Annotated in this window: 28 protein-coding genes and 1 tRNA gene; 8 read left to right on the forward strand and 21 right to left on the reverse strand. The window is 65.2% G+C overall.

All coding sequences use genetic code 11. The annotated features are described in order from the left end of the window. The 11 genes from E1H16_RS14145 to E1H16_RS14190 form a co-directional block, all read right to left on the reverse strand. A complete protein-coding gene (locus E1H16_RS14145; RefSeq protein WP_134324563.1) occupies positions 1-675 on the reverse strand; it encodes a hypothetical protein in 675 nt (224 codons plus the stop codon). Beyond that, entirely contained in the window at positions 672-863 is a 192-nt protein-coding gene (locus E1H16_RS14150; protein WP_134324564.1) for a helix-turn-helix domain-containing protein, read from the reverse strand. The genes E1H16_RS14145 and E1H16_RS14150 overlap by 4 nt, the downstream gene beginning before the upstream one ends. Beyond that, a complete protein-coding gene (locus tag E1H16_RS14155) occupies positions 860-1,354 on the reverse strand; it encodes a hypothetical protein (protein ID WP_134324565.1) in 495 nt (164 codons plus the stop codon). Before E1H16_RS14155 ends, E1H16_RS14150 begins: the two co-directional genes overlap by 4 nt. Further along, complete coding sequence (locus E1H16_RS14160; RefSeq protein WP_134324566.1) at positions 1,351-1,599, reverse strand: hypothetical protein; 249 nt, start codon at positions 1,597-1,599, stop codon at positions 1,351-1,353. Before E1H16_RS14160 ends, E1H16_RS14155 begins: the two co-directional genes overlap by 4 nt. Positions 1,600-1,700: 101 nt before the next feature. After that, positions 1,701-2,036, reverse strand: coding sequence for a hypothetical protein (locus E1H16_RS14165; RefSeq protein WP_134324567.1), 336 nt, complete (start codon positions 2,034-2,036; stop codon positions 1,701-1,703). Then, positions 2,033-2,215 (reverse strand): hypothetical protein, encoded by a 183-nt coding sequence (locus E1H16_RS14170; protein ID WP_134324568.1) that lies wholly within the window; start codon positions 2,213-2,215, stop codon positions 2,033-2,035. The genes E1H16_RS14165 and E1H16_RS14170 overlap by 4 nt, the downstream gene beginning before the upstream one ends. Then, positions 2,212-3,240, reverse strand: a complete 1,029-nt coding sequence (locus E1H16_RS14175; RefSeq protein WP_134324569.1) for an AAA family ATPase — start codon at positions 3,238-3,240, stop codon at positions 2,212-2,214. The genes E1H16_RS14170 and E1H16_RS14175 overlap by 4 nt, the downstream gene beginning before the upstream one ends. 2 nt (positions 3,241-3,242) lie before the next feature. Beyond that, positions 3,243-4,244 (reverse strand): YqaJ viral recombinase family nuclease, encoded by a 1,002-nt coding sequence (locus tag E1H16_RS14180; protein WP_134324570.1) that lies wholly within the window; start codon positions 4,242-4,244, stop codon positions 3,243-3,245. Between the two features lie 22 nt (positions 4,245-4,266). Next, positions 4,267-4,404 (reverse strand): hypothetical protein, encoded by a 138-nt coding sequence (locus E1H16_RS18465; protein ID WP_166741784.1) that lies wholly within the window; start codon positions 4,402-4,404, stop codon positions 4,267-4,269. Further along, a complete protein-coding gene (locus E1H16_RS14185) occupies positions 4,404-4,589 on the reverse strand; it encodes a helix-turn-helix domain-containing protein (RefSeq protein WP_134324571.1) in 186 nt (61 codons plus the stop codon). The genes E1H16_RS18465 and E1H16_RS14185 overlap by 1 nt, the downstream gene beginning before the upstream one ends. Positions 4,590-4,677: 88 nt before the next feature. After that, positions 4,678-4,935 (reverse strand): hypothetical protein, encoded by a 258-nt coding sequence (locus E1H16_RS14190; protein WP_134324572.1) that lies wholly within the window; start codon positions 4,933-4,935, stop codon positions 4,678-4,680. 256 nt (positions 4,936-5,191) lie between these two features. On the opposite strand from E1H16_RS14190, the gene E1H16_RS14195 reads away from it, so the two are divergent. The 5 genes from E1H16_RS14195 to E1H16_RS14215 all read left to right on the forward strand — a co-directional run bounded on the left by E1H16_RS14195 (position 5,192) and on the right by E1H16_RS14215 (position 8,464). Then, on the forward strand, positions 5,192-5,689 hold the full coding sequence (locus E1H16_RS14195; protein ID WP_166741785.1) for a helix-turn-helix domain-containing protein: 498 nt from the start codon (positions 5,192-5,194) through the stop codon (positions 5,687-5,689). A 90-nt stretch (positions 5,690-5,779) separates the two neighbouring features. After that, positions 5,780-6,082 (forward strand): hypothetical protein, encoded by a 303-nt coding sequence (locus E1H16_RS14200; RefSeq protein ID WP_134324574.1) that lies wholly within the window; start codon positions 5,780-5,782, stop codon positions 6,080-6,082. Continuing rightward, a complete protein-coding gene (locus E1H16_RS14205) occupies positions 6,079-6,708 on the forward strand; it encodes a hypothetical protein (protein ID WP_134324575.1) in 630 nt (209 codons plus the stop codon). The genes E1H16_RS14200 and E1H16_RS14205 overlap by 4 nt, the downstream gene beginning before the upstream one ends. Before the next feature lie 18 nt (positions 6,709-6,726). Continuing rightward, complete coding sequence (locus tag E1H16_RS14210; protein ID WP_134324576.1) at positions 6,727-7,311, forward strand: DUF3263 domain-containing protein; 585 nt, start codon at positions 6,727-6,729, stop codon at positions 7,309-7,311. Then, positions 7,304-8,464, forward strand: a complete 1,161-nt coding sequence (locus E1H16_RS14215; protein ID WP_166741786.1) for a tyrosine-type recombinase/integrase — start codon at positions 7,304-7,306, stop codon at positions 8,462-8,464. Before E1H16_RS14210 ends, E1H16_RS14215 begins: the two co-directional genes overlap by 8 nt. A 75-nt stretch (positions 8,465-8,539) precedes the next feature. On the opposite strand, the gene E1H16_RS14220 is transcribed toward E1H16_RS14215, so the two are convergent. Continuing rightward, a tRNA-Asn gene (locus E1H16_RS14220) sits at positions 8,540-8,615 on the reverse strand. A 100-nt stretch (positions 8,616-8,715) separates the two neighbouring features. Here E1H16_RS14220 and E1H16_RS14225 point away from each other — a divergent pair. Further along, positions 8,716-8,931, forward strand: coding sequence for a hypothetical protein (locus E1H16_RS14225; protein WP_134324578.1), 216 nt, complete (start codon positions 8,716-8,718; stop codon positions 8,929-8,931). Between the two features lie 64 nt (positions 8,932-8,995). Here the strand turns inward: E1H16_RS14225 and E1H16_RS14230 are convergent, their stop codons facing one another. The 9 genes from E1H16_RS14230 to E1H16_RS14275 form a co-directional block, all read right to left on the reverse strand. Further along, positions 8,996-9,523 (reverse strand): hypothetical protein, encoded by a 528-nt coding sequence (locus tag E1H16_RS14230; protein ID WP_134324579.1) that lies wholly within the window; start codon positions 9,521-9,523, stop codon positions 8,996-8,998. Continuing rightward, positions 9,523-11,445: a DNA primase gene (gene dnaG, locus E1H16_RS14235; RefSeq protein WP_134324580.1), complete on the reverse strand. Its 1,923-nt coding sequence runs from the start codon at positions 11,443-11,445 to the stop codon at positions 9,523-9,525. The genes E1H16_RS14230 and dnaG overlap by 1 nt, the downstream gene beginning before the upstream one ends. A gap of 4 nt (positions 11,446-11,449) precedes the next feature. Then, a complete protein-coding gene (locus E1H16_RS14240; protein ID WP_134324581.1) occupies positions 11,450-12,706 on the reverse strand; it encodes a deoxyguanosinetriphosphate triphosphohydrolase in 1,257 nt (418 codons plus the stop codon). Then, positions 12,707-13,327: a YdcF family protein gene (locus E1H16_RS14245; protein ID WP_208379065.1), complete on the reverse strand. Its 621-nt coding sequence runs from the start codon at positions 13,325-13,327 to the stop codon at positions 12,707-12,709. A gap of 75 nt (positions 13,328-13,402) precedes the next feature. Further along, complete coding sequence (gene dusB, locus E1H16_RS14250; protein WP_243837864.1) at positions 13,403-14,566, reverse strand: tRNA dihydrouridine synthase DusB; 1,164 nt, start codon at positions 14,564-14,566, stop codon at positions 13,403-13,405. After that, positions 14,527-14,958: a hypothetical protein gene (locus E1H16_RS14255; RefSeq protein ID WP_134324583.1), complete on the reverse strand. Its 432-nt coding sequence runs from the start codon at positions 14,956-14,958 to the stop codon at positions 14,527-14,529. Before E1H16_RS14255 ends, dusB begins: the two co-directional genes overlap by 40 nt. Before the next feature lie 364 nt (positions 14,959-15,322). Continuing rightward, a complete protein-coding gene (locus E1H16_RS14265) occupies positions 15,323-16,720 on the reverse strand; it encodes a glycine--tRNA ligase (protein WP_134324584.1) in 1,398 nt (465 codons plus the stop codon). Positions 16,721-16,931: 211 nt separating this feature from the next. Further along, on the reverse strand, positions 16,932-17,630 hold the full coding sequence (locus E1H16_RS14270) for a nuclear transport factor 2 family protein (protein WP_134324585.1): 699 nt from the start codon (positions 17,628-17,630) through the stop codon (positions 16,932-16,934). Positions 17,631-17,729: 99 nt separating this feature from the next. Beyond that, a complete protein-coding gene (locus E1H16_RS14275) occupies positions 17,730-18,158 on the reverse strand; it encodes an antibiotic biosynthesis monooxygenase family protein (RefSeq protein WP_134324586.1) in 429 nt (142 codons plus the stop codon). A gap of 42 nt (positions 18,159-18,200) precedes the next feature. On the opposite strand from E1H16_RS14275, the gene E1H16_RS14280 reads away from it, so the two are divergent. After that, the gene (locus tag E1H16_RS14280) at positions 18,201-19,037 is read left to right on the forward strand and encodes a metal ABC transporter ATP-binding protein (protein WP_166741787.1); all 837 of its coding nucleotides are present in this window, start codon (positions 18,201-18,203) and stop codon (positions 19,035-19,037) included. Next, positions 19,034-19,858, forward strand: a complete 825-nt coding sequence (locus tag E1H16_RS14285; protein WP_208379066.1) for a metal ABC transporter permease — start codon at positions 19,034-19,036, stop codon at positions 19,856-19,858. The genes E1H16_RS14280 and E1H16_RS14285 overlap by 4 nt, the downstream gene beginning before the upstream one ends. Positions 19,859-19,868 lie beyond the last annotated feature (10 nt).

Genomic DNA, 19,868 nt, shown 5'->3' on the forward strand with positions numbered 1-19,868 from the left:
TCACGCTGCTTTCTGGTTATCGGTGGTAAGTAGGTCGGTTGCGTTAATGCGGGTGCGGCCGGGTGACACTGCCGGGAGCGACGCGGTCCACGCCGGGCCAACGCTGACCAGGCACCGGTCGTTGGTGGCGGAATGCTGCCGCATCCACTCGCCGCGGCGCGCCGCTACCTGGCCACAACGCACTACCCATTCCCCCGCGATAGCGAGAGTCGACGGCGCCTGCGACGGGTCCAGGTGGCCCATGATTGCGTCACTGACCGCACCGATCGGCCAGTCGCCCGGATCAACGGTCGGCTTGATGACGACGTCAGCCGTGGACGGGAACAGCCCGCCGGCCTCCAGAACCTGCAGCGCTCCCCCGCTCGTGACGATGAGTTGTATTTCGTGGGGAGGTTGCCCTTCGGGACGCCTGCACGCACCCGAGAACGCGTTCAGGTGTTTCAGGCCGTCGCGGGTGAGGACGAACTGGTCGTCTCCCCAGCCCGGCCCGTCACCGGCGACGCTCGCCGTCGCGGCCACGGTCGCTTTACTGTCCGTTGTCGCGGTGACGCCGAGCCACCCATCGGTGGTGTGCAGCAGAATCGACGCTTCGGGCGTGAGCGTGTCGCGTGCCGTGAACGCGTTCGTGTCGCGGACGGCAGCGAGCAGGTCAAGTGTCGGGATCGTGATCATCATGCGGTCTCCTTCATGCTTTCCATGAACGCGACCAGGTCGGCCACGTCGAACCGGAGGTGTTTCCCGACGCGTGCCGCGCGCGGGGACGGTTTCCCCAGGCACCGCCACTGCAGCAGAGTCTGTTTCGGGATGCCCATGTAGTCGGCGGCTTCCTGGGTGGTGAGGTACCGCGGGATCTCGTTGGTCATGCCGCTTGCCTTCCTGTGAGTGCGCGGAGCATCGGCGTGACGCCCCACTTGTTGATGTGTTTGCCGTGCGTGCCTTTGTCGCTGGATGCCGTGTATCCCTCGAAAGTGAGCAGTCCCTCGCGGCGCATGCGGTTGAATACGGACCCGATGACGGCGGTGTTGACGTCGGGCGGGAGGAGTGGCCGGACGTCGTTCGCGGTCAACACGTCCCGGCCCGAAGCTGCGCGGACGATCGCGGCGCGTACCGCGTCCCGGTCGGGCTGGTTCGCCGTGTACGTCTGCTGCATTCCCGCGTCTGCGCGGGTCCGTGCTTCCCGTACCGCTTCCGCGTCGGTGCGTTCCGGCATCGGCGGGACCGGGTCACGGTTCGGGTCAGCATGGACCGCGTTGGGTTCGGGGCGTCCGCACAGCCCACCAGCGCCAACCCGGGCGCAGTATTCGGGCGGGTCACCCGGCACGAACCCATGCCCGGGCGTCTTGCGGCGCGTCATGCTGCACGCCCCGCATCGGCGCACCGTTCCCGCCGCATCGCCGCGGTGAGCCTCGCCGCGAGGTCGGTCAGGCCTCGTCGACGCGCTGCGGTCTGCACGGTCGCGAGCAGTACGCCGTTGCGTCGCGCCCACGCGACGAGGTCCCCGCCGAGGTCAACGACTTCCTGCGCCTCGTCAACGGGGCGGCGTGGCGCGGTGCGTAGGCGGCGCGGGAGCGGGTGAGCGATCGACTGGCCTCGGAGCATCCGCCGATGATGTGGCTCGCACAGCCCGTCGCAATGGTGGCGGCGCGCGCATTGCAGGTGTGAGCAGTATTCGCGGCCGGTGATCCACGGTTCGCGGCGCGTCATAGGTCGTCACCGGCGAGGTGGATCGTGTGCGCAGCGTCGGCTAGGAACCGGCTTGCTCCGGCTAGCGCGTCCGCGTCGCCGCCGAGGTACACGGGCTCGTCGAGGCCCGGGGCGTGGAACCACACGCTCTCCGAGTTGTATTCGATGCCCCACGTGCCTTCACCGCTGTCGCGGGTGATCATGTCGCCGTTCTGAAGCGTTGCGCGGTCGCCCATGATGTCGACGGTCTGCGGTGACTGGAGCGCGCCCGCGATCGCTAACAGTGCGTGCACGGTCGCGGGCTGCGCATCGACCAACGCGAGCTCCTGCGCTTTCTGGTAGTGGTCCGTCATTTCGTGTCCTCAATTCGGATCGTCGTGGTGGGTGCGATCCATCGCAGGTCGACACCGGGCGCGGGCTGGTCAATCGCGACACTCGCCGCGTGCGCCAGGGCGTACTCGACGCGGGATGGTTCGTAGTCGCGTTGCCGGACGTGCGGGCCCGCGTCGTAGTCGTGGTGCGTGTCGCTCATGCCGCATCACGATCCGGTGTGACGTCCAACGACGGTTCGTCTTCCGCGGCGTTAGCCGCTTCGCTGGCGTTCTTCATCTGCAGCGCGCGGGAATTGATCGCGGCCTGGACATCCGGGAGCCCCCTCGCTTTACGCCACAGGTCCTGGAGAGCCTCCACGCTCTCGGCGGCGTCAATGAGCGCTTCCCACGTCGCCATGTCTTCGTCGCTCTGCGGTTCCGCCTGCTCGACGCCGGCCGGGCGCGCCGGCGCTGTCTCCTCGGCGGTGACGTCAGCGTGACGGCGCTCGGACACATCACCGTCAAGGACGCCCAGCCACCGCCACAACTGCTCGACCGTGAACTCGCCGCCGAGCGGTTTCGACACGTCCGGCGTGATCTTCAAGGACTTCACCCCGGTCAGGTAAGCGTCCCCGAACGCCCGGAACTCGACGATCGCGGCGACGTCGAACGGCAACGACTTATGGGCCTGGACCTTGCGGTCCTTGTCCTTGGTCGGCTTCCCGTCATCGCCAATCACAGTCACGACGTCCTGCCGCGCGGTAATCAGAACAGGGCCGTGGTGTGCGCGGAGCGCGTCCATGATGTGGGTCCACCGCTGCGCGGCGAGGTTCCACAGATCCATGCTGATGTCGGCGCCGTCCGGGCCGACTTTGCGTTGTTTCCGTTTCGCACGTTCGTCGGCTTCGTTCTGCGCCATGTCGCACAGCAGATTCCACAGGCGTGTCGCGGAGTCGAGCACGATCACATTCGGGGCGCCGTCCGCGGGCTCGGCGGCTGCCGCGTCGACGGCGTTCAGGATGCCGCGGTACGTGCCGTCGTGTTCGACGATTTCGAACCGCGCGCCAGGGATCGCGCCGTACTCGTCGGGATCATCTTCACCGATCCCGATCCAGAAAGTGCGGCCGACATGCTCGCTTGCGGACGCGGCTGCAGCGCTGTAGGACTTGCCGACCTTTTCGCCTCCGGTGAGAAGAATGATCGGCCAGGAGGGTTTGCCGGTTGGCTTACGGGTTTTGATCGCCATGGCTAGGCCGCCTTGTCGGTGGTGAGGGCGTTCTTGATCGGGGTCAGGCGCCGGGACACGCTCGGTCGCCGGTACTCAGCGACCAGGTCCGGGTGCGCGGCCTCGAGTGCTTTCGTGTCGAGGCGGCTGCTGGTGACGGACTGCCACCGAAACAACGGCCGGCCGGACGCGGCGAGGTATTCGCGGTCACCGATCGCGGCTTTGATCTGCTTGTCGATTTCCGCTAGCCGGTCCTTCGTGGCTTTCGCTTCGACCTGCAGCGCGTCACGCTCCGAGTAGAGCGCCTCGAAAGCTTCGGGTATCGCGGCCTCAGCGACCGACTCCGGCGCAACCACGTCAGGGAACCGGGCCCGTAGTTCGTCGTCGGTCGTGTGTAGCGGGTCAATCGGCGGAGCCGTCCCGGTTTCCACGTACCGCCAGAACTTTTCACTCTCATAAGCGATCCGCTCCTGCGCGTTCGCCTCGCGCTCTACCCGCTCAACCCAGAAACCCACGCCGGGAACGAGCGCAGCGAACCACACATGCGACCGGCCGGTCACGAGCAATTGCTGCTGGCCTTGCCACCAGAACTTTTCCGGCACGCGGCCGTCTGCCCACTCGGCACCGGCTTTCGCCCACTGCGTGTGCACCTTGCACTCCAGCACGCCGCCGTCAGCAGTAAGACGGTCGACGCTGGCGAGGAGGTGAGGGAATCGGCGGGAACGCGCAAGCCCATGGCGGCGTACCACGATGCCGGTCTGCTCAGCGAACCGAGCGGCGACTACGTCTTCGATGTCGCGGCCCATCCGCAACAACTCGTCGTCGGATTCCTCGGGGGCCTCCGCGCTGGTCTTCTCTGCCCAGATCCCATAGGGCGTGTCGTAGGCGCCGTCGACATTCAGTACCGAGGCGATCTCGCTCGCGCCGATCCCGGTGCGGCGGTGGGCGAGCCAATCGGCGCGCGAAGCGTCAGCGCCGAGTACCCGGATCGATCCGGGGCAACGCCAGTCATTAGTGGTGGTCATTTCTTGGTCCTTTCGTGGTGGCCTAACGGCCGAAGATTTGTGCGATGACGTGACCGGCCAGGTACAGCACAGTCAGCACCGGAGCCGTGAGGAACACGGCGACAGGCCACACGGGCTCGTCCCCCGTAGTGATCGGGTCGACGCGGTCGGCGGGGTTCATCACGCGGCCCGCTTCCCCATCAGCCAGTTGTCGAGCCATTCGCGGCGGATCCGCCACAGCCCGCCTTTGCGGCGCTGCACGCCCTGCAGTTCGCGGGACTCGCACGCGACACGGATCGTGTACGCGCTGTAGCCGGTGTATTCGGCGGCTTCGGCGGTGTTGAGCCAGATTTTGGGTTCGTTCATCGGGGGCCTCCGATCGTGACGGCGAGACGTGCGCCGTGGGTGTGGATGGTGGTGGTGCCGGCGGTGTTGACCGCGAATGTCCGCCGCATTACGCCACCGCCGGAACGATGGACGGCTCAGAGACGTGCACCACGGACGCCTCGAAAAGCGCGCTTGTGGCGATCCCAAGTGCGCCCGCGATCTTCTGCGCCGATACCAACGAGCACGTGTTTCGCTGCGACTTGCCCGTGGTCGTCAAGAACGACACGAGCTGCACGGAGCAGCAAGCCTCCCGGGCCAAGTCCGAAGTATTCATGCCCTTCACGCGCATCTGGGCGACGAGCAGTGACCGCTCTCGTAAACGCACTATGACCCTCCATGCGGGTAGCGCCATTTCGGTTTCTCCTTTGTGGTTTCGGGGTTCCCGCCCCGGCCTGTTTGACGGTCTCAGTATGTCTCAGTTGTTTGAGCCATGCAATGCGTTGTAGACACTTTTTTCTACAAGGTGCTGGCTGTAGAGCCCGGCACGGCGGGCTGAAGCGAACTACACCGTTGTTTTTTGTAGAAACCGCGTCTACACGGATGCTTGCCAGTTCGTTGGGTTGACCTGCGAGACTGAGACAGTGACCCGACTAAGCGAGCGCCTACAGCAGGCCAACGCCGAACGCCAACTCACGGTGAGACAGATCGCCGATATTGGCGGCGACGGCGTGGACAAAAGCACCATCAGCCGGTACCTGCGAGGGCAGCATCCAGCCAGCCCACGCGACGACGTATTACAGACTTTCAGTAAGGCGCTCGGGGTACCGGTTCAGGAGTTGCGGGAACTCGCTGGTCGACCGGGCGGCGAGGCGGCACCGTATAAGCCGCCGCCAGAGGTCAACCAGCTGACAGCGGTGCAGCGGCGAGCCCTCGACGGGATCATCCGGGCGATGGCTCAGCCACACGAGACCAATACCGAAGTATCGACGGTTGACGAACTCGCCAGCGAGCGTAAAACTCCTGTCAGCAAACCCACCCGTTCCCATCGATCCGCAGCCGCACCTTCGCCGTACAGCGATGACGCCGGCAAACGCATACGACGTCAGCAGGACGCCGACGCCGAAGACTCGCAGGAGTAAGAACCCGCACCAACCTGGAAAGCTCGCGCTAAGGCAGCGGCGCGCCCGCGTCGCCTGCTTCGTCGCGCCTAGAACGCCCGGGAGGGCACCATGACTGCACCCACCACGCCCCCGCCGTCCACCGCCGAGGCGAAGCAGGGAAGCACCCCTAATCCGGGCGGGTTCATCCTGATCGCGCTGGCGGCACTGCTCATTCTCGTCGGATTACTCGTCGGCTCGTCCGACGCCGGCCCAGAGTCCTTCTGCGGCTCGCACTTCGACCCGTCGACGAACGAGATATGCGGGACGCCTTCCGGCACAGCGGGAGTGTTCGCATTTATGCTGATCGGCGCCGGCGCCCTGTCGGCCATCATGTCCATAGTCGTCTTCTCGCTGACACCTCGCCGTCGGTGACGATCACTCCAGGTCCCAGGCAGGTCGCGCAAGGAGAACATGAGGTTGAGCGGGTCGAGCGGGGATTCGACCACTTCCTCCTCACGCACAACGGGGCGTTGACGCTGCACGACGCACACCGGACCGTCGCCTACCCGCTACCGCTGGACCGCGCGCGACTCGGTGACCTGACGATCGCCCGCGGCTATTACCGCACCAGCCATGGCAGCGAGTACGAGTTGCGGTGGCCGTTCGGGTACGACGAGTCTCACGATGGGCCGGTGCTGCCGACTCCGACGCGGGGTCTGGCGCGGGGGCATCACCATATGGACTGGCTGGGCGTGGTGAACGCGCTCCGCGCCGCACGTGAGGACGACGAAGGTTTGGCGTTGCTGTTGGAGATGCTGCATGCCGCGAAAGACGACGGGAGCGTGCTAGCGGCGACGTGGGCCGAACGGGTCTGCGTCATTCTGCGGCGGCAGAAGCGGTACAGCGACGAGCTCGGGGTTATCGAGTCCACGCTGCATTGCGTTCCGGCTCGTCATGGCGAGATACTCGCTGGCAGACTCCCGCGAGCACGCGACCTCGCCGGTCGAGTGCGATCTATCGCGCCTGTCAAGTCGACACGCCGAGACTTGTCCGAGTAGATCTGTACGGTCGATCGCATGACGCACTGGCACCCGTGGCGCGCACTCCGCAACCGCGCCGACATCGACATCGTGTGGACCCGCGGCGAGGGGTCCCGCACGATCTGGCACGACCAGGGCGTCACCATCGAGATCGACACCACCGCACTGCAAGCCACCCGCCGATGCGTCGCCGCGCACGAACTCATCCACATCGAACGCGGCATCCCCACGAACGGTGGAGGCGTGCTGGCGGCGCGAGAGGAACGCCGCGTCGACGCTGAAGCAGCCCGCCGCCTGATCCCCATCGACCGGCTCGCGCATGCCCTCGCCTGGTCCACCAACCCACACGAAGCCGCCGAGGAACTATGGGTACATCCGCACGTCCTGTCAGTGCGGCTCGCTACCTTGACCGACGACGAGCGAGACCACCTCGCCGGAAGGGGCGCGATCCTCGACCTGTTCGACATGTCCGCTGTCCGGTACTACCAGCGGCTCCTCGCGCTCGTGACGACGCGTGAAGCGATCGAGCACGACCCGATGCTGTGCTCGCGAGTGCGGCGACAAGCAGCGCACCGGCAACGCGCCCGGAACCCAGAACGCGTCGGCCTCGGCCGTGGCTAGACCACCGCTCACGATCGGCACCTGGGGCACCATCACCACCACTACCCGCGGCACACGGCGCGTGGCGAAAGCACGGTTCCGCGACTACGACGGCCGGACACGACTCGTCGAAGCATCAGGCCGAAGCGCAGCCGAAGCAGAACGACGCCTCAAAGCCCGACTGATCGAACGCGCCGCGCCCAGTGACGCCGACATCACCGCGGACAGCCGCGTGAGCGTGCTCCTCACCTACTGGGCGCGGGAGATCGAGGAATCAGACCTGGCCCCCGACACAAAGCGCCTATACCTGGGAACGCTGCGCCGCGAGATCACGCCCGCCCTCGGGAACCTCGTGATCCGCGAGGTCACGGTCGCGCGGGTCGAGGCGTTCCTGCGCGCCGTCAAAGCAACCAAGACCGTGCACGTTGCGCGGACTGCGCAGAAAGTCCTGTCCAGCGTGTGGGCTGTCGCTGCGCGGCTCGGCGCGACCGACCGCAACATCGTCAAAGACACGAGTCCGGTAGCGGTCCCGGCGAAGGCGGTGCAGGCTCTCACGGCGCAGGACGTGCGGGCTATCCGCGACGGCCTACGTACCGACAAGAAAGCGCGCGCCGCGGACCTGCCCGACGTCGTCGATATGTTCGCTGCCACCGGCCTGCGGATCAGTGAGGTTCTCGGCGTGCGGTGGGACGACGTCGACCTGGACGCGGGCACGGTGACGCCGCGGATGCGGGTGCAGCGGATCAAAGGCCAGGGCCTGCACCTCACGGACCGGCTCAAGACGAAAGGCAAGCGAGCGACGCTGCAACTGCCCTCATTCGCGCTGGACATGCTGCTGCGGCGCCGAATAGAGCAGTCGGCGCCGAACCCCCACAACGTCGTGTTCCCGTCGCTGAGGGGCACGCTGCGGGACGTGTCAAACATGGAGCGGCAGTGGCGCGACGCGCGGACGCGTCTCGGGTACGGGTGGGTCACGCCGCACACGTTCCGTAAGACGGTGGCGACGATCGTCGCGAACGCACTGGATGCTCGCGCTGCCGCTAGCCAGCTGGGTCATACGACGTCGGCCACGACGGAGCGGCACTACATCGAGCGGTCGGTGACGGGGCCTGATGCGCGGGCGCAGTTGCAGGCGTTGGCCGGCGGTGATTCCGATTCGAATTCGTTGGGTTAACGTTGGATCGGCGCCTGTAACCAGTATTTATAGATGATGCCCTGACCGCGTCTCCGCAGGTCAGGGCATCAATTCTGGCTCCCCCGGCTGGACTCGAACCAGCAACCGTTCGATTAACAGTCGAATGCTCTGCCAATTGAGCTACAGGGGACCGTTGTCATCTGGCGACCGACAAACAGTACCTCACCTCGCTAGACTAGGCCCAGCCACCCCCTCATTAATGGCGGAAGCCACCACGGAAGGTCCCTGGAATGCGAAAGCTGCTCATCATTGCCGCGTTCGGCGTCGGCTACGTAGTCGGCACGAAGGCCGGCCGCCAGCGTTACGAGCAGATCAAACGGCTCTCGCGTCAGGTCGCCGACAATCCCAAGGTTCAGGGTGTCGCGGGTCTATTGGAGGCTCAGGCGGAGGGCGTGGTGGACACGGTCCGCGCGAAGGTTCTTCGTGATCCTGCTGGCGACCTCTAGGCGCGTCGGCACACGCCAACCGCACTCGATAGTGTCCTCGCGAGGTAGTTGACCGCGTGGGCGTTCAGAGGTCGGTCGGCTTATGCCGTATCGCTTCGGACTCGACCACGCCCTCCAATTGGGCGCGTTCCTCCTCGTGGAGCTCACGGTCGTGATCCAAACGGTATTGCCACAACAGGCCGTCCTGCGCCGTGACCTTGCGGGCGACGATGAGCACGCCCCCGGCAATGGAGTACCGAGTGCTGGATACCACGGCCGACGTCACCCGCTCGCGTAATACCGGCGGAACCCCGCCGGGCTCGTCGAACTGCAACCGCCACGGCGACGCGTCCCTAATCTGCGAACCCTGCACGACTTCGGACTCGATGACACTCAGCCAGCGGTCCGCCCAGGTCGCTTTCGAGATCTCATGCCAGGGAACCAGGCGATGCTCGCTTTGGTCAACGACATGCAGGCCGCGCGGTGTCGTGACCACGATCTGACCAGTGACCGCCTCCGCCCAGCCGAGCACTCGCTCGTCCTGCTCCAGGTATTTCCGAGCCGAGGGCGGCACCGGTGGCCGGCGCCGGAACAGTCGCTGTAAAAAACCCATCAGGTACCTCCTGCAGCTTGCTCACGGAGCCCGCGGGCAAGTTGCTCCATCGTCACCAGTTCACCGAACGTCCGCCGGTAGGTCGCGTCGTCCTCGATCGGGTTGATTCGCTGCAGCCGTGATTTGATCTGCGCGATCCGCGCGTGCGCCCGCGGCAACTGCAACGCCGCGAGGATTGAGGTCACGTACCTCGAATCCGGCCCATCACCGGGAACGTTCACCGGCTCGACGGCCAATTCGTGCAGCAGCCGCTTTAGTACGTCCGCATCGTCGCCCTTGATCAGCTCGGCCACCTGCGGAACCCACTCCTGCGGACTGGAGGCGTTGTTCACTCCACCCGCTTCCTCGATATACCGGCGAAGTGCCGCGTACGCCGGAACGCGATAGATATCCTCACTCGCTACGTCGAACGCCGGCCCGACAAGCGTCGGCGACTGGAGCGCCAGCTTCAACGACTCACGCTCGGCCCAGGTATTCGGGTCGTCCGGTTTCGGACGCGCGATGCGGTCGGCATTCGGCTCCACGCGCTGATCCGCGACCTCGGCCGTGGCCGCCCGCCGACCCGTGCGGGGCTGCGCCTCTGGTCGCCAGGACCGCACTCGTGCCACGATCCGGTTCGGGTCGTCCACGCCGACCAGCCCAGCCAACCGGCGCGCATACTCGGTTCGCAGCGCAATATCTTTTATCTGCGCGACGAGCGGAATGGTCTCATCGAGCGCGGCCACTCGCCCCTCGACGGTGTCGAGATTGTGCAACCGCAACCGCGAGGTAATCGCAAACTCGACCAGCGGCTGGCGGCGTGCGATCAGGTCGCGCACCGCGGCATCTCCTGAGTCCTGGCGTAACTCGCACGGATCACGACCGTCCGGCTCGACAGCCACGAACGTCTGCGCGGTGAACTTTTGATCGTCGGAGAATGCTTTGAGAGCAGCCTTCTGGCCCGCTTCGTCGCCGTCGAAAACGAAGATGACCTCCCCGCGGAACACATCACTGTCCATCAGCAATTGGCGGATCACCGCAATATGCTCGGACCCGAACGCCGTACCGCAGGATGCCACCGCGGTGGGTATGCCGGCGAGGTGGCAGGCCATCACGTCCGTGTAGCCCTCGACCACGACGACCTGGCGGCTCTTCGCGATCTCGCGCCGCGCCTTCTCCAACCCGAATAACACCGTGCTTTTCTTGTACAGCGGCGTTTCCGACGTATTGAGATACTTGGCCTCACTGGAGTCATCGTCGAACAACCGGCGCGCACCGAAACCGATGGGGTCACCGTGGCGATCGAAGATCGGCCAAATCAATCGCTTGCGGAACCGATCAATTAGCGTGCCGCGCGAGGATCTGCGCGCGAGATCCGCGGTCAGCAGTTCCTTCTCGGTGAATCCCAGGCCGCGCAAATGGCGCACCAACATATCCCACGAGTCAGGAGCAAACCCGCAGGAAAAGTCCAGTGCCGCTTGTTGCGTGAACCCCCGCTCAGCAAGGAAAGCACGCGCGGTCGAAGCCGCTCCAGGCGCGCCGAGCTGCGCGACGAAGAACTCGACAGCGGCCTTGTTCGCGGCCACCAGTCGTTGCCGCTGTCCCGGTTGGCGCTGGCCTCCGGCAGGGCCGCCGGTTTGTTCGTATCGCAGTTGAAGACCAGCGCGATCCGCCAGCTGTTCGACGGCCTCGGCGAAGCCGACATGCTCCATCTTCTGTACGAAGGAGATAACGTCACCGGACTCGCCGCATCCGAAGCAGTAGAACAATCCGCGGCCCGGCGACACGCTGAACGACGGCGTCTTCTCGTCGTGGAATGGGCACAAGCCCTTCATGTTCCCGCCGCCCGCGTTGCGCAGGGTTACGTACTCTCCGATCACATCGGCGATCGAGGCGCGCTCACGGACCTCGCGTATGTCCTCGTTCTTGATCAGTCCCGCCACCTCGTCACCCGCCCCCGCACAGACGCTTCCACCACGTGATCGCGGCGTTGTCCGTTAACTCAGCGACTTGATCGATGATCGCCCGCAGCCGGTCGGCGTCGCTAGCTGCGTGCTGGTAACTCTCGACGTGCTGATCACGCAACTGGGATGGTTGCTCGCGTAACGCCGCAACGAGTTCGCGAAGTAGTCGCCGTTGCCAAGCCTGCAACGTTGCGGCGCCCTCTCGCTGCATCACATATCGATAGGCGGTTGCTTTCAATAGCGCACATTCGGCCTGCACACGCTCGGGCACCTGCAGATCCGCGGCATACCTGCTCAGCTCGCCCGTGCCGTACTTCTCGCGGGTCGCTCGGATCGCCGCTGTGGAGAACCGGCCGAGCAGTTCGCTGGTGGCTCGCTTCAATGCCACCCGACCGCGACGTGATGATCCGATGGATGCGCCGTACGCCGCGACCTCATCCAGCACCGGCAACCGAAGCAGCCCGCCGAGCACGTCGGCGAGGGCAGACGTGTCAATAGCCAGGTACTCCTGGCTGGCGATCCGGCAGACCTCGGTAACCTCGCGTGCGTCCGTGAGTCGCGACAGGTCGATCAGACCCGTCATCACACCATCTTCGACATCATGCACGGAATACGCGACATCGTCGGACCAGTCCATCACCTGCGCTTCCATGCAGGCACGTTCGCCGAGATCTGCGGACCGGGCCCAGGTGAACTGGGGCAGATCGTCGGCGTACACGCCGAACTTCCGGCGTCCGGCCTGGCGCGCCCAGGGGTACTTACAGGTCGCGTCCAGCGATGCGCGCGTCAGGTTCAAGCCGACACTGGCCTCACCATCAAGCACCTTGGATTCCAGCCGACACACCACGCGCAGCGTCTGCGCGTTGCCCTCGAAACCGCCGCACTCTTGTGACACGTCGTCCAACGCGCTTTCGCCGTTGTGGCCGAACGGCGGGTGGCCCAAATCGTGCGCGAGCCCTGCAGCGTCGGCGATGTCGGGATCGACTCCGAGCGCAGCACCCATCTCACGGGCGATCTGTGCGACCTCGAGCGAGTGGGTCAATCGAGTCCTCGGGAAGTCGTCCTCCCCGGGCACGACGACCTGAGTCTTACCAGCCAAACGCCGGAACGCCGCCGAATGCAGGATCCGGGCTCGGTCGCGGGCAAACTCCGAGCGCGTGCCCGGATCCTCCCCAGCGAAATAGCTGGTCTTGGGCTGTTCGGTAACGAAACGCTGCACGTCGGCGGCCGTGTAACTCACCTACACCGCCATCCCGGTCTCCGGTGAACCGCCGAACAACCCGTAATACAGCAGCGCGCCGGTTTCCCGGACGATGTACTTCAGCTGCGTCTCGCGAGTCTGTACGGCGGGCCCTGCTCGGGTCGGCGAACCGTAGGTGGTGATGCCCTGATCCGAGATCATGGTCATCGCCCGCAATGTGTGCGGCGGATCAGTCACCACGATCGCGTCGTCGAGACCGTGCTCTTCGTAAACCGGCACGAGCGCTTCGGCGCTGGTGAGCGTATTCGTGCCCGACTCCACCGCAATGACCGCGTCCTCGGGGACGCCGCCCTCCTCGACCAGCCATTTCTTACCGGCGCTCGCCTCCGTATAGACGTCGCCAGCTTGATTTCCGCCCACGGTGACGATCGTATCTGCGTAACCGTCGCGCCACAGGTCGAGCGCATGCTGCAGCCGCCATTGGAACACCGGTGAGGGTTCGCCGTCGTATTGCGCCGCGCCAAGCACGACGATGGAGTCGGCGTGATGTGTATCGGTGTCTCGCGCTACTTTCCAGACGGCGAACGCCACACCGAACGTCCCCAACACACACCCGACCAGCAGCCCGGCAAGAATACGGGCGAAGAACCTGCCGATCACGCTGCTACTCCGATCCCGCAGTGGTGTGCCGAGTTCCAGTCTATGGCGAGTGTCTGGCGCGTCGATGAAGGTACGTCAGCCACCAGAAACGTCGATCTCAGCACCGAACGGCACCGCGCAGCTGTCCCGGTCCGCCAACCATCCCTCCGGCAGCGTCACCTTGCGGGTCCCGGTCGAGCGGCCCCTGGCCAGTCCCAGGATGCTTAGCGGATAAGGCTGGTCGCCATGCGCCTGGAGGAGTCCGTCCAGCAGGTCGTCGAGGTCACGCAGACTTCCGATCAGTCCGAGCTTCTGGCGGACCTCCGAACCCGCGCGAAACCCCTTCAGGTACCACGAGACGTGTTTGCGGAAGTCGCGCGTGCCACGAGGCTCGCCCAGATCCTCCACCATGTACGAGGCATGTTCACGCATCGTGTCAGCGACCTCGGACAACGACGGGCGTACCCGTTCACTCGACCCGGCGAAGGCATTCGCGAGGTCGGCGAACAACCACGGCCGACCGAGGCAGCCACGGCCGACTACGACGCCTGCGCAGCCGGTCTGTTCCACCATCGCCAACGCGTCATCGGCCTCCCAAATGTCACCGTTGCCGAGCACCGGCACGTCGAGTTCGTTGACGAGCATGGTGATCGCGTTCCAGTCGGCCGTCCCGCCGTACATCTGCGCGGCGGTCCGCCCATGCAGCGCGACCGCCTGTACGCCCTCCTCCTGCGCGGTACGACCTGCCTCCAGGAAGGTGAGGTGCTCGTGATCAATGCCCATCCGCATTTTCACCGTGACCGGCACCCGACCGTCCGCGGCGTGTACGGCCGCGCCCACGATGGCGCGAAACAGATTGCGCCGCCACGGCAGGGCCGCGCCGCCACCCTTGCGGGTCACCTTCGGAACCGGGCACCCCATGTTGAGGTCGATGTGATCGGCGCGGTCCTCCTCAACAAGGATGCGTACGGCGGTCGCAACGATCGCTGGGTCTGTGGCATACAACTGCACCGATCGCGGCGTTTCGCTGGGGTGGAACCGCAACATGTCCATCGTCAACGGCGTGCGTTCGACCAGTGCGCGAGTCGTGATCATTTCCGATACGTATAACCCGGCACCGTACTGCCGACAGACCCGTCGGTACGCGCTCGTGGTGATCCCGGCCATCGGCGCGAGCACGACGGGAGGATCCACTGGAATCGCGCCGAAACTGAGCGTCTTCATCGCATCCACGTCAACGTGTCCGAACCGTCGCGCCATTGAACTCCGCGCACATCGAGTTCGGTGGCGATGAGGTAGAACATGTGCCCAGCCACCGTCTCTTCGGGCATGACCGCGCCATCGCGAAAACCTGGATGGCTCGCGACTTCAGCGGGAGCTGCCAGATGCACGCCGCCGTCGCTGTCGATCACGCACAATCCACGCGAAGGAACAATCTCCACCGGCTCATTGCCTTTATTCGTGAAAAGCGCTCCGACGACAGCCGATGAGAACCCTTCGGGAATCTGCAGCCCCGCCTCGATGAAGACCTCATCGGCCGGGTATTGCACAGCCAACACGCGCCACCCGGCACGCAAACCGAAACTCCCGTCACCCTCCAGCAGGTCGCCGATCTTGCCCGAGCGAGGCTCTAAGAGTTCGTCTTGGCTCAACGTCCCGCTGGACTCAGGGGCCGCCGGTACCGACTGTTCTGTCCGTGGCTCGCTCGGTGGCGGGGGCGGTGGTGCGCCCTGATAGCCCGGAGGTGGACCCTGCGGCCTCCGCGGCCCCGGTGGCGGATACTGAGGCCTGCCGTACCCCGGCGGCGGGCCCTGCGGCGGGTAAGGCTGCGGACGGTATCCGGGCGGCGGTCCCTGCGGCGGGTACCCCGGGGGCCTACCTGGTGGAGGCCCCTGAGGTGGGTATCCCGGCGGGGGGCCGTAGCCCGGTGGGGGGCCGTAGCCCGGTGGCGGACCGTAGGTCATTGGCACTCCCCTCCATTGCGTATGTGCGTCTACGTGTCGATCTCGGATTCCGTTACGAGCCAATCAGCTTCGGCGCCAGGTATCCCAGCAATGCATCGATGCCGACGCGCTCCTGCTGCATCGTGTCTCGCTCACGCACAGTCACCGCATTGTCGTCCAGCGAATCGAAGTCGACGGTGATGCAGAACGGCGTACCGATCTCGTCCTGACGACGGTACCGGCGTCCGATCGCTCCTGCATCGTCGAAATCAATGTTCCAGTTCTGGCGCAGCAGCGACGCGACGTCCTTTGCTTTAGGCGAAAGGTCAGCGTTGCGCGACAGCGGCAGTACGGCGGCCTTGACCGGCGCGAGCCGAGGATCAAGGCGCAGCACCGTGCGTCGATCCACACCGCCCTTCGTGTTGGGCGCCTCGTCTTCGGCATACGCGTCCACGAGGAACGTCATGATCGAACGGGACAAGCCCGCCGCGGGCTCGATGACGTACGGCGTGTAACGCTCACCCGAGTTTGGATCGTGGAACTCCAGCGTGTTACCCGAGTGCTTGCTGTGGCTGCTGAGGTCAAAATCGGTACGGTTCGCGACACCTTCGAGCTCGCCCCATTCGCTGCCGCTGAATCCGAACCGATACTCGATGTCGACAGTCCGCTTCGAGTAGTGCGACAACTTCTCCTTGGGGTGCTCAAAGTGCCGCAAGTTGTCGGGGTTGATTCCGAGGTCGGTGTACCACTTCGTGCGCTCATCGATCCAGTACTGGTGCCACTGCTCGTCTTCACCGGGCTTGACGAAGAACTCCATCTCCATCTGCTCGAATTCACGAGTGCGGAAGATGAAGTTGCCCGGGGTGATCTCGTTGCGGAACGACTTGCCGGTCTGCGCGATACCGAACGGCGGCTTCTTACGCGAGGCCTGCATGACGTTAGCGAAGTTGACGAAGATGCCCTGGGCGGTCTCCGGGCGCAGATAGTGCAGACCGGACTCGTCCTCGATGACGCCCAGGTAAGTCTTGAGCATCATCTGGAAATCGCGCGGCTCCGTCCACTGGCCCTTAGTGCCGCAGTCAGGACAGGCGATCTCGCTCATCGGAACAGCGTCCGGATCGTCGAGGCCCTTCTTCTCCGCGTACGCCTCTTGTAGGTGGTCCTGGCGGTGCCGCTTGTGGCATTGCAGGCACTCGATCAGCGGATCGGTGAACGTGCCGACGTGCCCCGAGGCGACCCAGGTTTCGCGCGGCAGAATGATCGACGAGTCCAGACCGACTACGTCATCACGACCGTGCACCATGGAACGCCACCACTGGCGACGGATGTTCTCCTTCAACTCCGCACCCAGTGGACCGTAGTCCCAGGCGGACCGGGTGCCGCCGTAGATCTCGCCGCTGGGGAATACGAAACCCCGGCGCTTGCATAGGCTGACGACCTGGTCGATCTTCGAAGGTGCGGGCTTGGCCACGGTGCTGATACTCCATCCGGCTGGCGGTCGGCGGTGATGAGAAATGGGATTGCCTCGACGAACCTAGCGAGGCCAACCTCTCCATCCTACGCGGTGACTTGAGTGCACCGTGTCTGGCTTCAGTGCTCGGCCGCGGCCCTCACGGTCGCGGTGCTTACGGTGCTCGCCAGGTGCCAGGATTGTCGCGGCACGTCAGATGTACCGCCGCGTCTTAATTAGGGCTCGGCGGCGGCACCGCGCCGGTGGGGCTCGCGGGCTCGTCGGGCTCGAAGTTGCAGACCTCGAAGTCGCCTTCGTCGTTCTTCTCGAGCGTGAAGTTGATCTGCATTTCGTCACCGTTCACGGTGACCGCGACGACCGCCGTACCAGTGTCGCCCTCCTCCTGCGCATCCTTGATCTCGTAGGCCATGTCGGACGGGAAACCCGCGCTGTCTGCATCGCCGAACATCTCGTCCACCAGCGGGCACGATACGTCCTTCGCGGCGGCCAAATCACCGTCCGCGACTTCGGCCATCCACACGTCGACGGTCTCCTCGACGCCACGGCCGCCACCGCTGAGCACCAGAAACAAGGTGACGCCTATCGCCGCGAGCAGCACGATCCCGCCCGCCAGGAACCCGAGAACCTTCCCATTGCCGGCCTTGGTCGGCGGTGCGCCCCACTGCTGCTGGGGTTGCCCGTACTGCTGAGGTTGCCCGTACTGCTGCTGGCCATATGGCGCCTGCTGACCAAACGTCGGCGCGCCCTGCCCGTATGGCTGCGAGTAGCCATACGGCTGCCCCTGCCCGTGGGACTGCTGACGGTCGTTCGGCTGCCCCTGCCCGTGGGACTGCTGACGGTCGTTCGGCTGCGCCAGCCCGTGGGGTTGCTGAGGGTCGTTCGGCTGCGTCGGCCCGGGTGGTTGCGTCATCGTTTCCTCGCCAGTAGTCACATTAGTCAAGTCGCGCTAGGCGGTGACCCTACTCCGGCGTGGCCGCTGTACGCGGCGACCTTTCGGTGAAGATTTACCTCACCGAGGCCCCCACGATGCGGGTGGCTCCGGACGCGTACCGAAGTCGCCGATTCCCGTGCCGTGCGCGTCATCAGCGAGGTCTCCGGCGATTCGGCTAACGCCCTCATCGTCGGCGGCAAGCACAGGCTCGAAACCCGTGACCTCATCGCGCGCAAGGTACATGAACGGCGTGGCATGGACCTTCACGTCGTAATCGGACAACGCGCGACGGTAGCTGCCGACGTTCAGCCACCGGGTACTCAGCACCCACGTCTGTGGCTCGTCGGTGCTGCGCGCTAGTTCACCGCCGCGGAATCCGGCGCACCTGCTGAGGGCACCAAGCGCCAGTTCCCCCTGCGCGATGAACGCCCCGCGGTCGTCGGGTCGATCGAACCGAATTATCGCCTGCATCGTCCCCACCCGCCGGATCACGTCGTATGCATTCATGCAACTTTGACAATAAGTATGCCGCTGGAGCAACGTAGACCAGTGCCTCGCTCCCCCTCCACCGACCAGGACGTCGTCGTGCAGACACGTGGCCTGCGTGCGGCGTACGGCTCCCACACGGTGTTGTCCGACATCAACCTCACGGTACGACGCGGCGAGGTGCTCGCCATCATCGGCTCGAACGGCTCGGGTAAGTCGACGCTCATGCGCTCGCTCATCGGCCTCATACCCGATCGAACCGGCACCGTCACTCTGTTCGGTCGAGACCGGATCACCCCCGCTGAGCGCAAACGAATCGGCTATGTCCCACAGCGGGTGAGTGCGGCGTCCGGCGTACCGTCGACGGTCGTCGAAGTCGTGGAGTCCGGCCTGCTGTCAGGTATCTTCCACCGCACTGGCGGCGCGCGTCGTCGCGCCGCAGTGGACGCCGCGCTCGAGGCCACCGCGATCACTGACCTGCGCTCGCGTCCGGTCGCAGCGTTGTCCGGCGGCCAGCAGCAACGCGTGTTGATCGCGCGCGCCCTGGTCCGCGAACCCGAACTCCTGTTGCTCGACGAACCGCTCGCCGGCGTCGACCTCGAGCAACAGGCGGCGTTCGCGACGACCCTGCGCACCATCGCGGCTGCCGACCGCACGATCATTCTCGTGCTGCACGAGTTCGGCCCGATCGCTCCCTTATTGACGCGTGTGATCTCGCTGGACGGCGGCAAGGTGCAGTACGACGCTTCACCGCAGGACGCGCCAACCCACTGTGAAAGTAACGACAAGCCCAGTTGGGTGCACGCGGCACACGACCACGTACACCCGCACGAGGCGCCCGAGCCAGGCGGCGCCGAGTGGGTCCCTGAGGTCCTGTCGATGCGAGGTTCCGAACGGTGACGGTTCTGCTCGCAGACAGCATTCTGAGCATTCCGTTCATGCAAAAGGCGCTCATCGCCGCCGTGCTCGTCGGGATATGTGCGCCGGCAGTAGGCATTTACATCGTGCAGCGGAAGCTGTCGCTGATGGGAGACGGGATCGGGCACATCGCTTTCGCCGGCGTGGGCCTCGGCGTGCTGACCGGAACCTCACCGGTGATCACCGCCGTGATCGTCTCGGTCGTCGGCGCCGTCGTCACCGAACTGGTCCGCTCGAAAGCGAAAACCAGCGGCGATCTCGCGCTGGCGATCCTGTTCTACGGCGGTATCGCGGCCGGCGCGCTCATGATGTCCATGCAGAACTCCGGCGGCGCGACCGTACAGTCATTCCTCTTCGGTTCGATCCTGACGGTGAACGATGAAGATCTCACCGTGATCGCGATCCTGGCGGCTGTCGTTCTCCTGATCACGATTGGCCTACGGAAGGTGCTCTACGCGGTCAGCAACGACGAGGAATTCGCCCGGGTCGGCGGGCTTCCGGTCAATCTGCTGAACATCATGATCGCGGTGACGACCGCGCTCACGGTGTCGGTATCGATGCGGGTGGTTGGCCTTCTACTGATTAGCGCGCTGATGGTGTTGCCGGTCGCCGCATCGTCCCAACTCGCGAAATCGTTTTCAACCACACTGTTTGGCGCGATCGCAATCGGATTGCTCGTGGCAGTCGTCGGCGTCCTGCTGTCGTACCCGCTGGACGTGGGGCCCGGCGCGCTTATCGTCATCCTCGCGATCGCGATGTTCTTCGTCTCGGCACTGCTCGGTAAGGTGGTACGACGCACATGACAATCCATCA

The sequence above is a fragment of the Cumulibacter soli genome (assembly GCF_004382795.1).
Classification (GTDB): Bacteria; Actinomycetota; Actinomycetes; order Mycobacteriales; family Antricoccaceae; genus Cumulibacter; species Cumulibacter soli.

What these genes read in the sequence shown, in the direction of transcription:
- E1H16_RS14225 (WP_134324578.1), top strand. Translation starts at nt 8,716, where the DNA reads ATGCGAAAGCTGCTCATCATTGCCGCGTTCGGCGTCGGCTACGTAGTC.
- E1H16_RS14210 (WP_134324576.1), top strand. Translation starts at nt 6,727, where the DNA reads ATGACGCACTGGCACCCGTGGCGCGCACTCCGCAACCGCGCCGACATC.
- E1H16_RS14175 (WP_134324569.1), bottom strand. Translation starts at nt 3,240, where the DNA reads ATGGCGATCAAAACCCGTAAGCCAACCGGCAAACCCTCCTGGCCGATC.
- E1H16_RS14275 (WP_134324586.1), bottom strand. Translation starts at nt 18,158, where the DNA reads ATGAATGCATACGACGTGATCCGGCGGGTGGGGACGATGCAGGCGATA.
- E1H16_RS14170 (WP_134324568.1), bottom strand. Translation starts at nt 2,215, where the DNA reads ATGAGCGACACGCACCACGACTACGACGCGGGCCCGCACGTCCGGCAA.
- E1H16_RS14180 (WP_134324570.1), bottom strand. Translation starts at nt 4,244, where the DNA reads ATGACCACCACTAATGACTGGCGTTGCCCCGGATCGATCCGGGTACTC.
- E1H16_RS14150 (WP_134324564.1), bottom strand. Translation starts at nt 863, where the DNA reads ATGACCAACGAGATCCCGCGGTACCTCACCACCCAGGAAGCCGCCGAC.
- E1H16_RS14270 (WP_134324585.1), bottom strand. Translation starts at nt 17,630, where the DNA reads ATGACGCAACCACCCGGGCCGACGCAGCCGAACGACCCTCAGCAACCC.
- E1H16_RS14200 (WP_134324574.1), top strand. Translation starts at nt 5,780, where the DNA reads ATGACTGCACCCACCACGCCCCCGCCGTCCACCGCCGAGGCGAAGCAG.
- E1H16_RS14230 (WP_134324579.1), bottom strand. Translation starts at nt 9,523, where the DNA reads ATGGGTTTTTTACAGCGACTGTTCCGGCGCCGGCCACCGGTGCCGCCC.
- E1H16_RS18465 (WP_166741784.1), bottom strand. Translation starts at nt 4,404, where the DNA reads ATGAACCCCGCCGACCGCGTCGACCCGATCACTACGGGGGACGAGCCC.
- E1H16_RS14185 (WP_134324571.1), bottom strand. Translation starts at nt 4,589, where the DNA reads ATGAACGAACCCAAAATCTGGCTCAACACCGCCGAAGCCGCCGAATAC.
- E1H16_RS14145 (WP_134324563.1), bottom strand. Translation starts at nt 675, where the DNA reads ATGATGATCACGATCCCGACACTTGACCTGCTCGCTGCCGTCCGCGAC.
- E1H16_RS14160 (WP_134324566.1), bottom strand. Translation starts at nt 1,599, where the DNA reads ATGCTCCGAGGCCAGTCGATCGCTCACCCGCTCCCGCGCCGCCTACGC.
- dusB (WP_243837864.1), bottom strand. Translation starts at nt 14,566, where the DNA reads ATGGCGCGACGGTTCGGACACGTTGACGTGGATGCGATGAAGACGCTC.
- E1H16_RS14155 (WP_134324565.1), bottom strand. Translation starts at nt 1,354, where the DNA reads ATGACGCGCCGCAAGACGCCCGGGCATGGGTTCGTGCCGGGTGACCCG.
- E1H16_RS14165 (WP_134324567.1), bottom strand. Translation starts at nt 2,036, where the DNA reads ATGACGGACCACTACCAGAAAGCGCAGGAGCTCGCGTTGGTCGATGCG.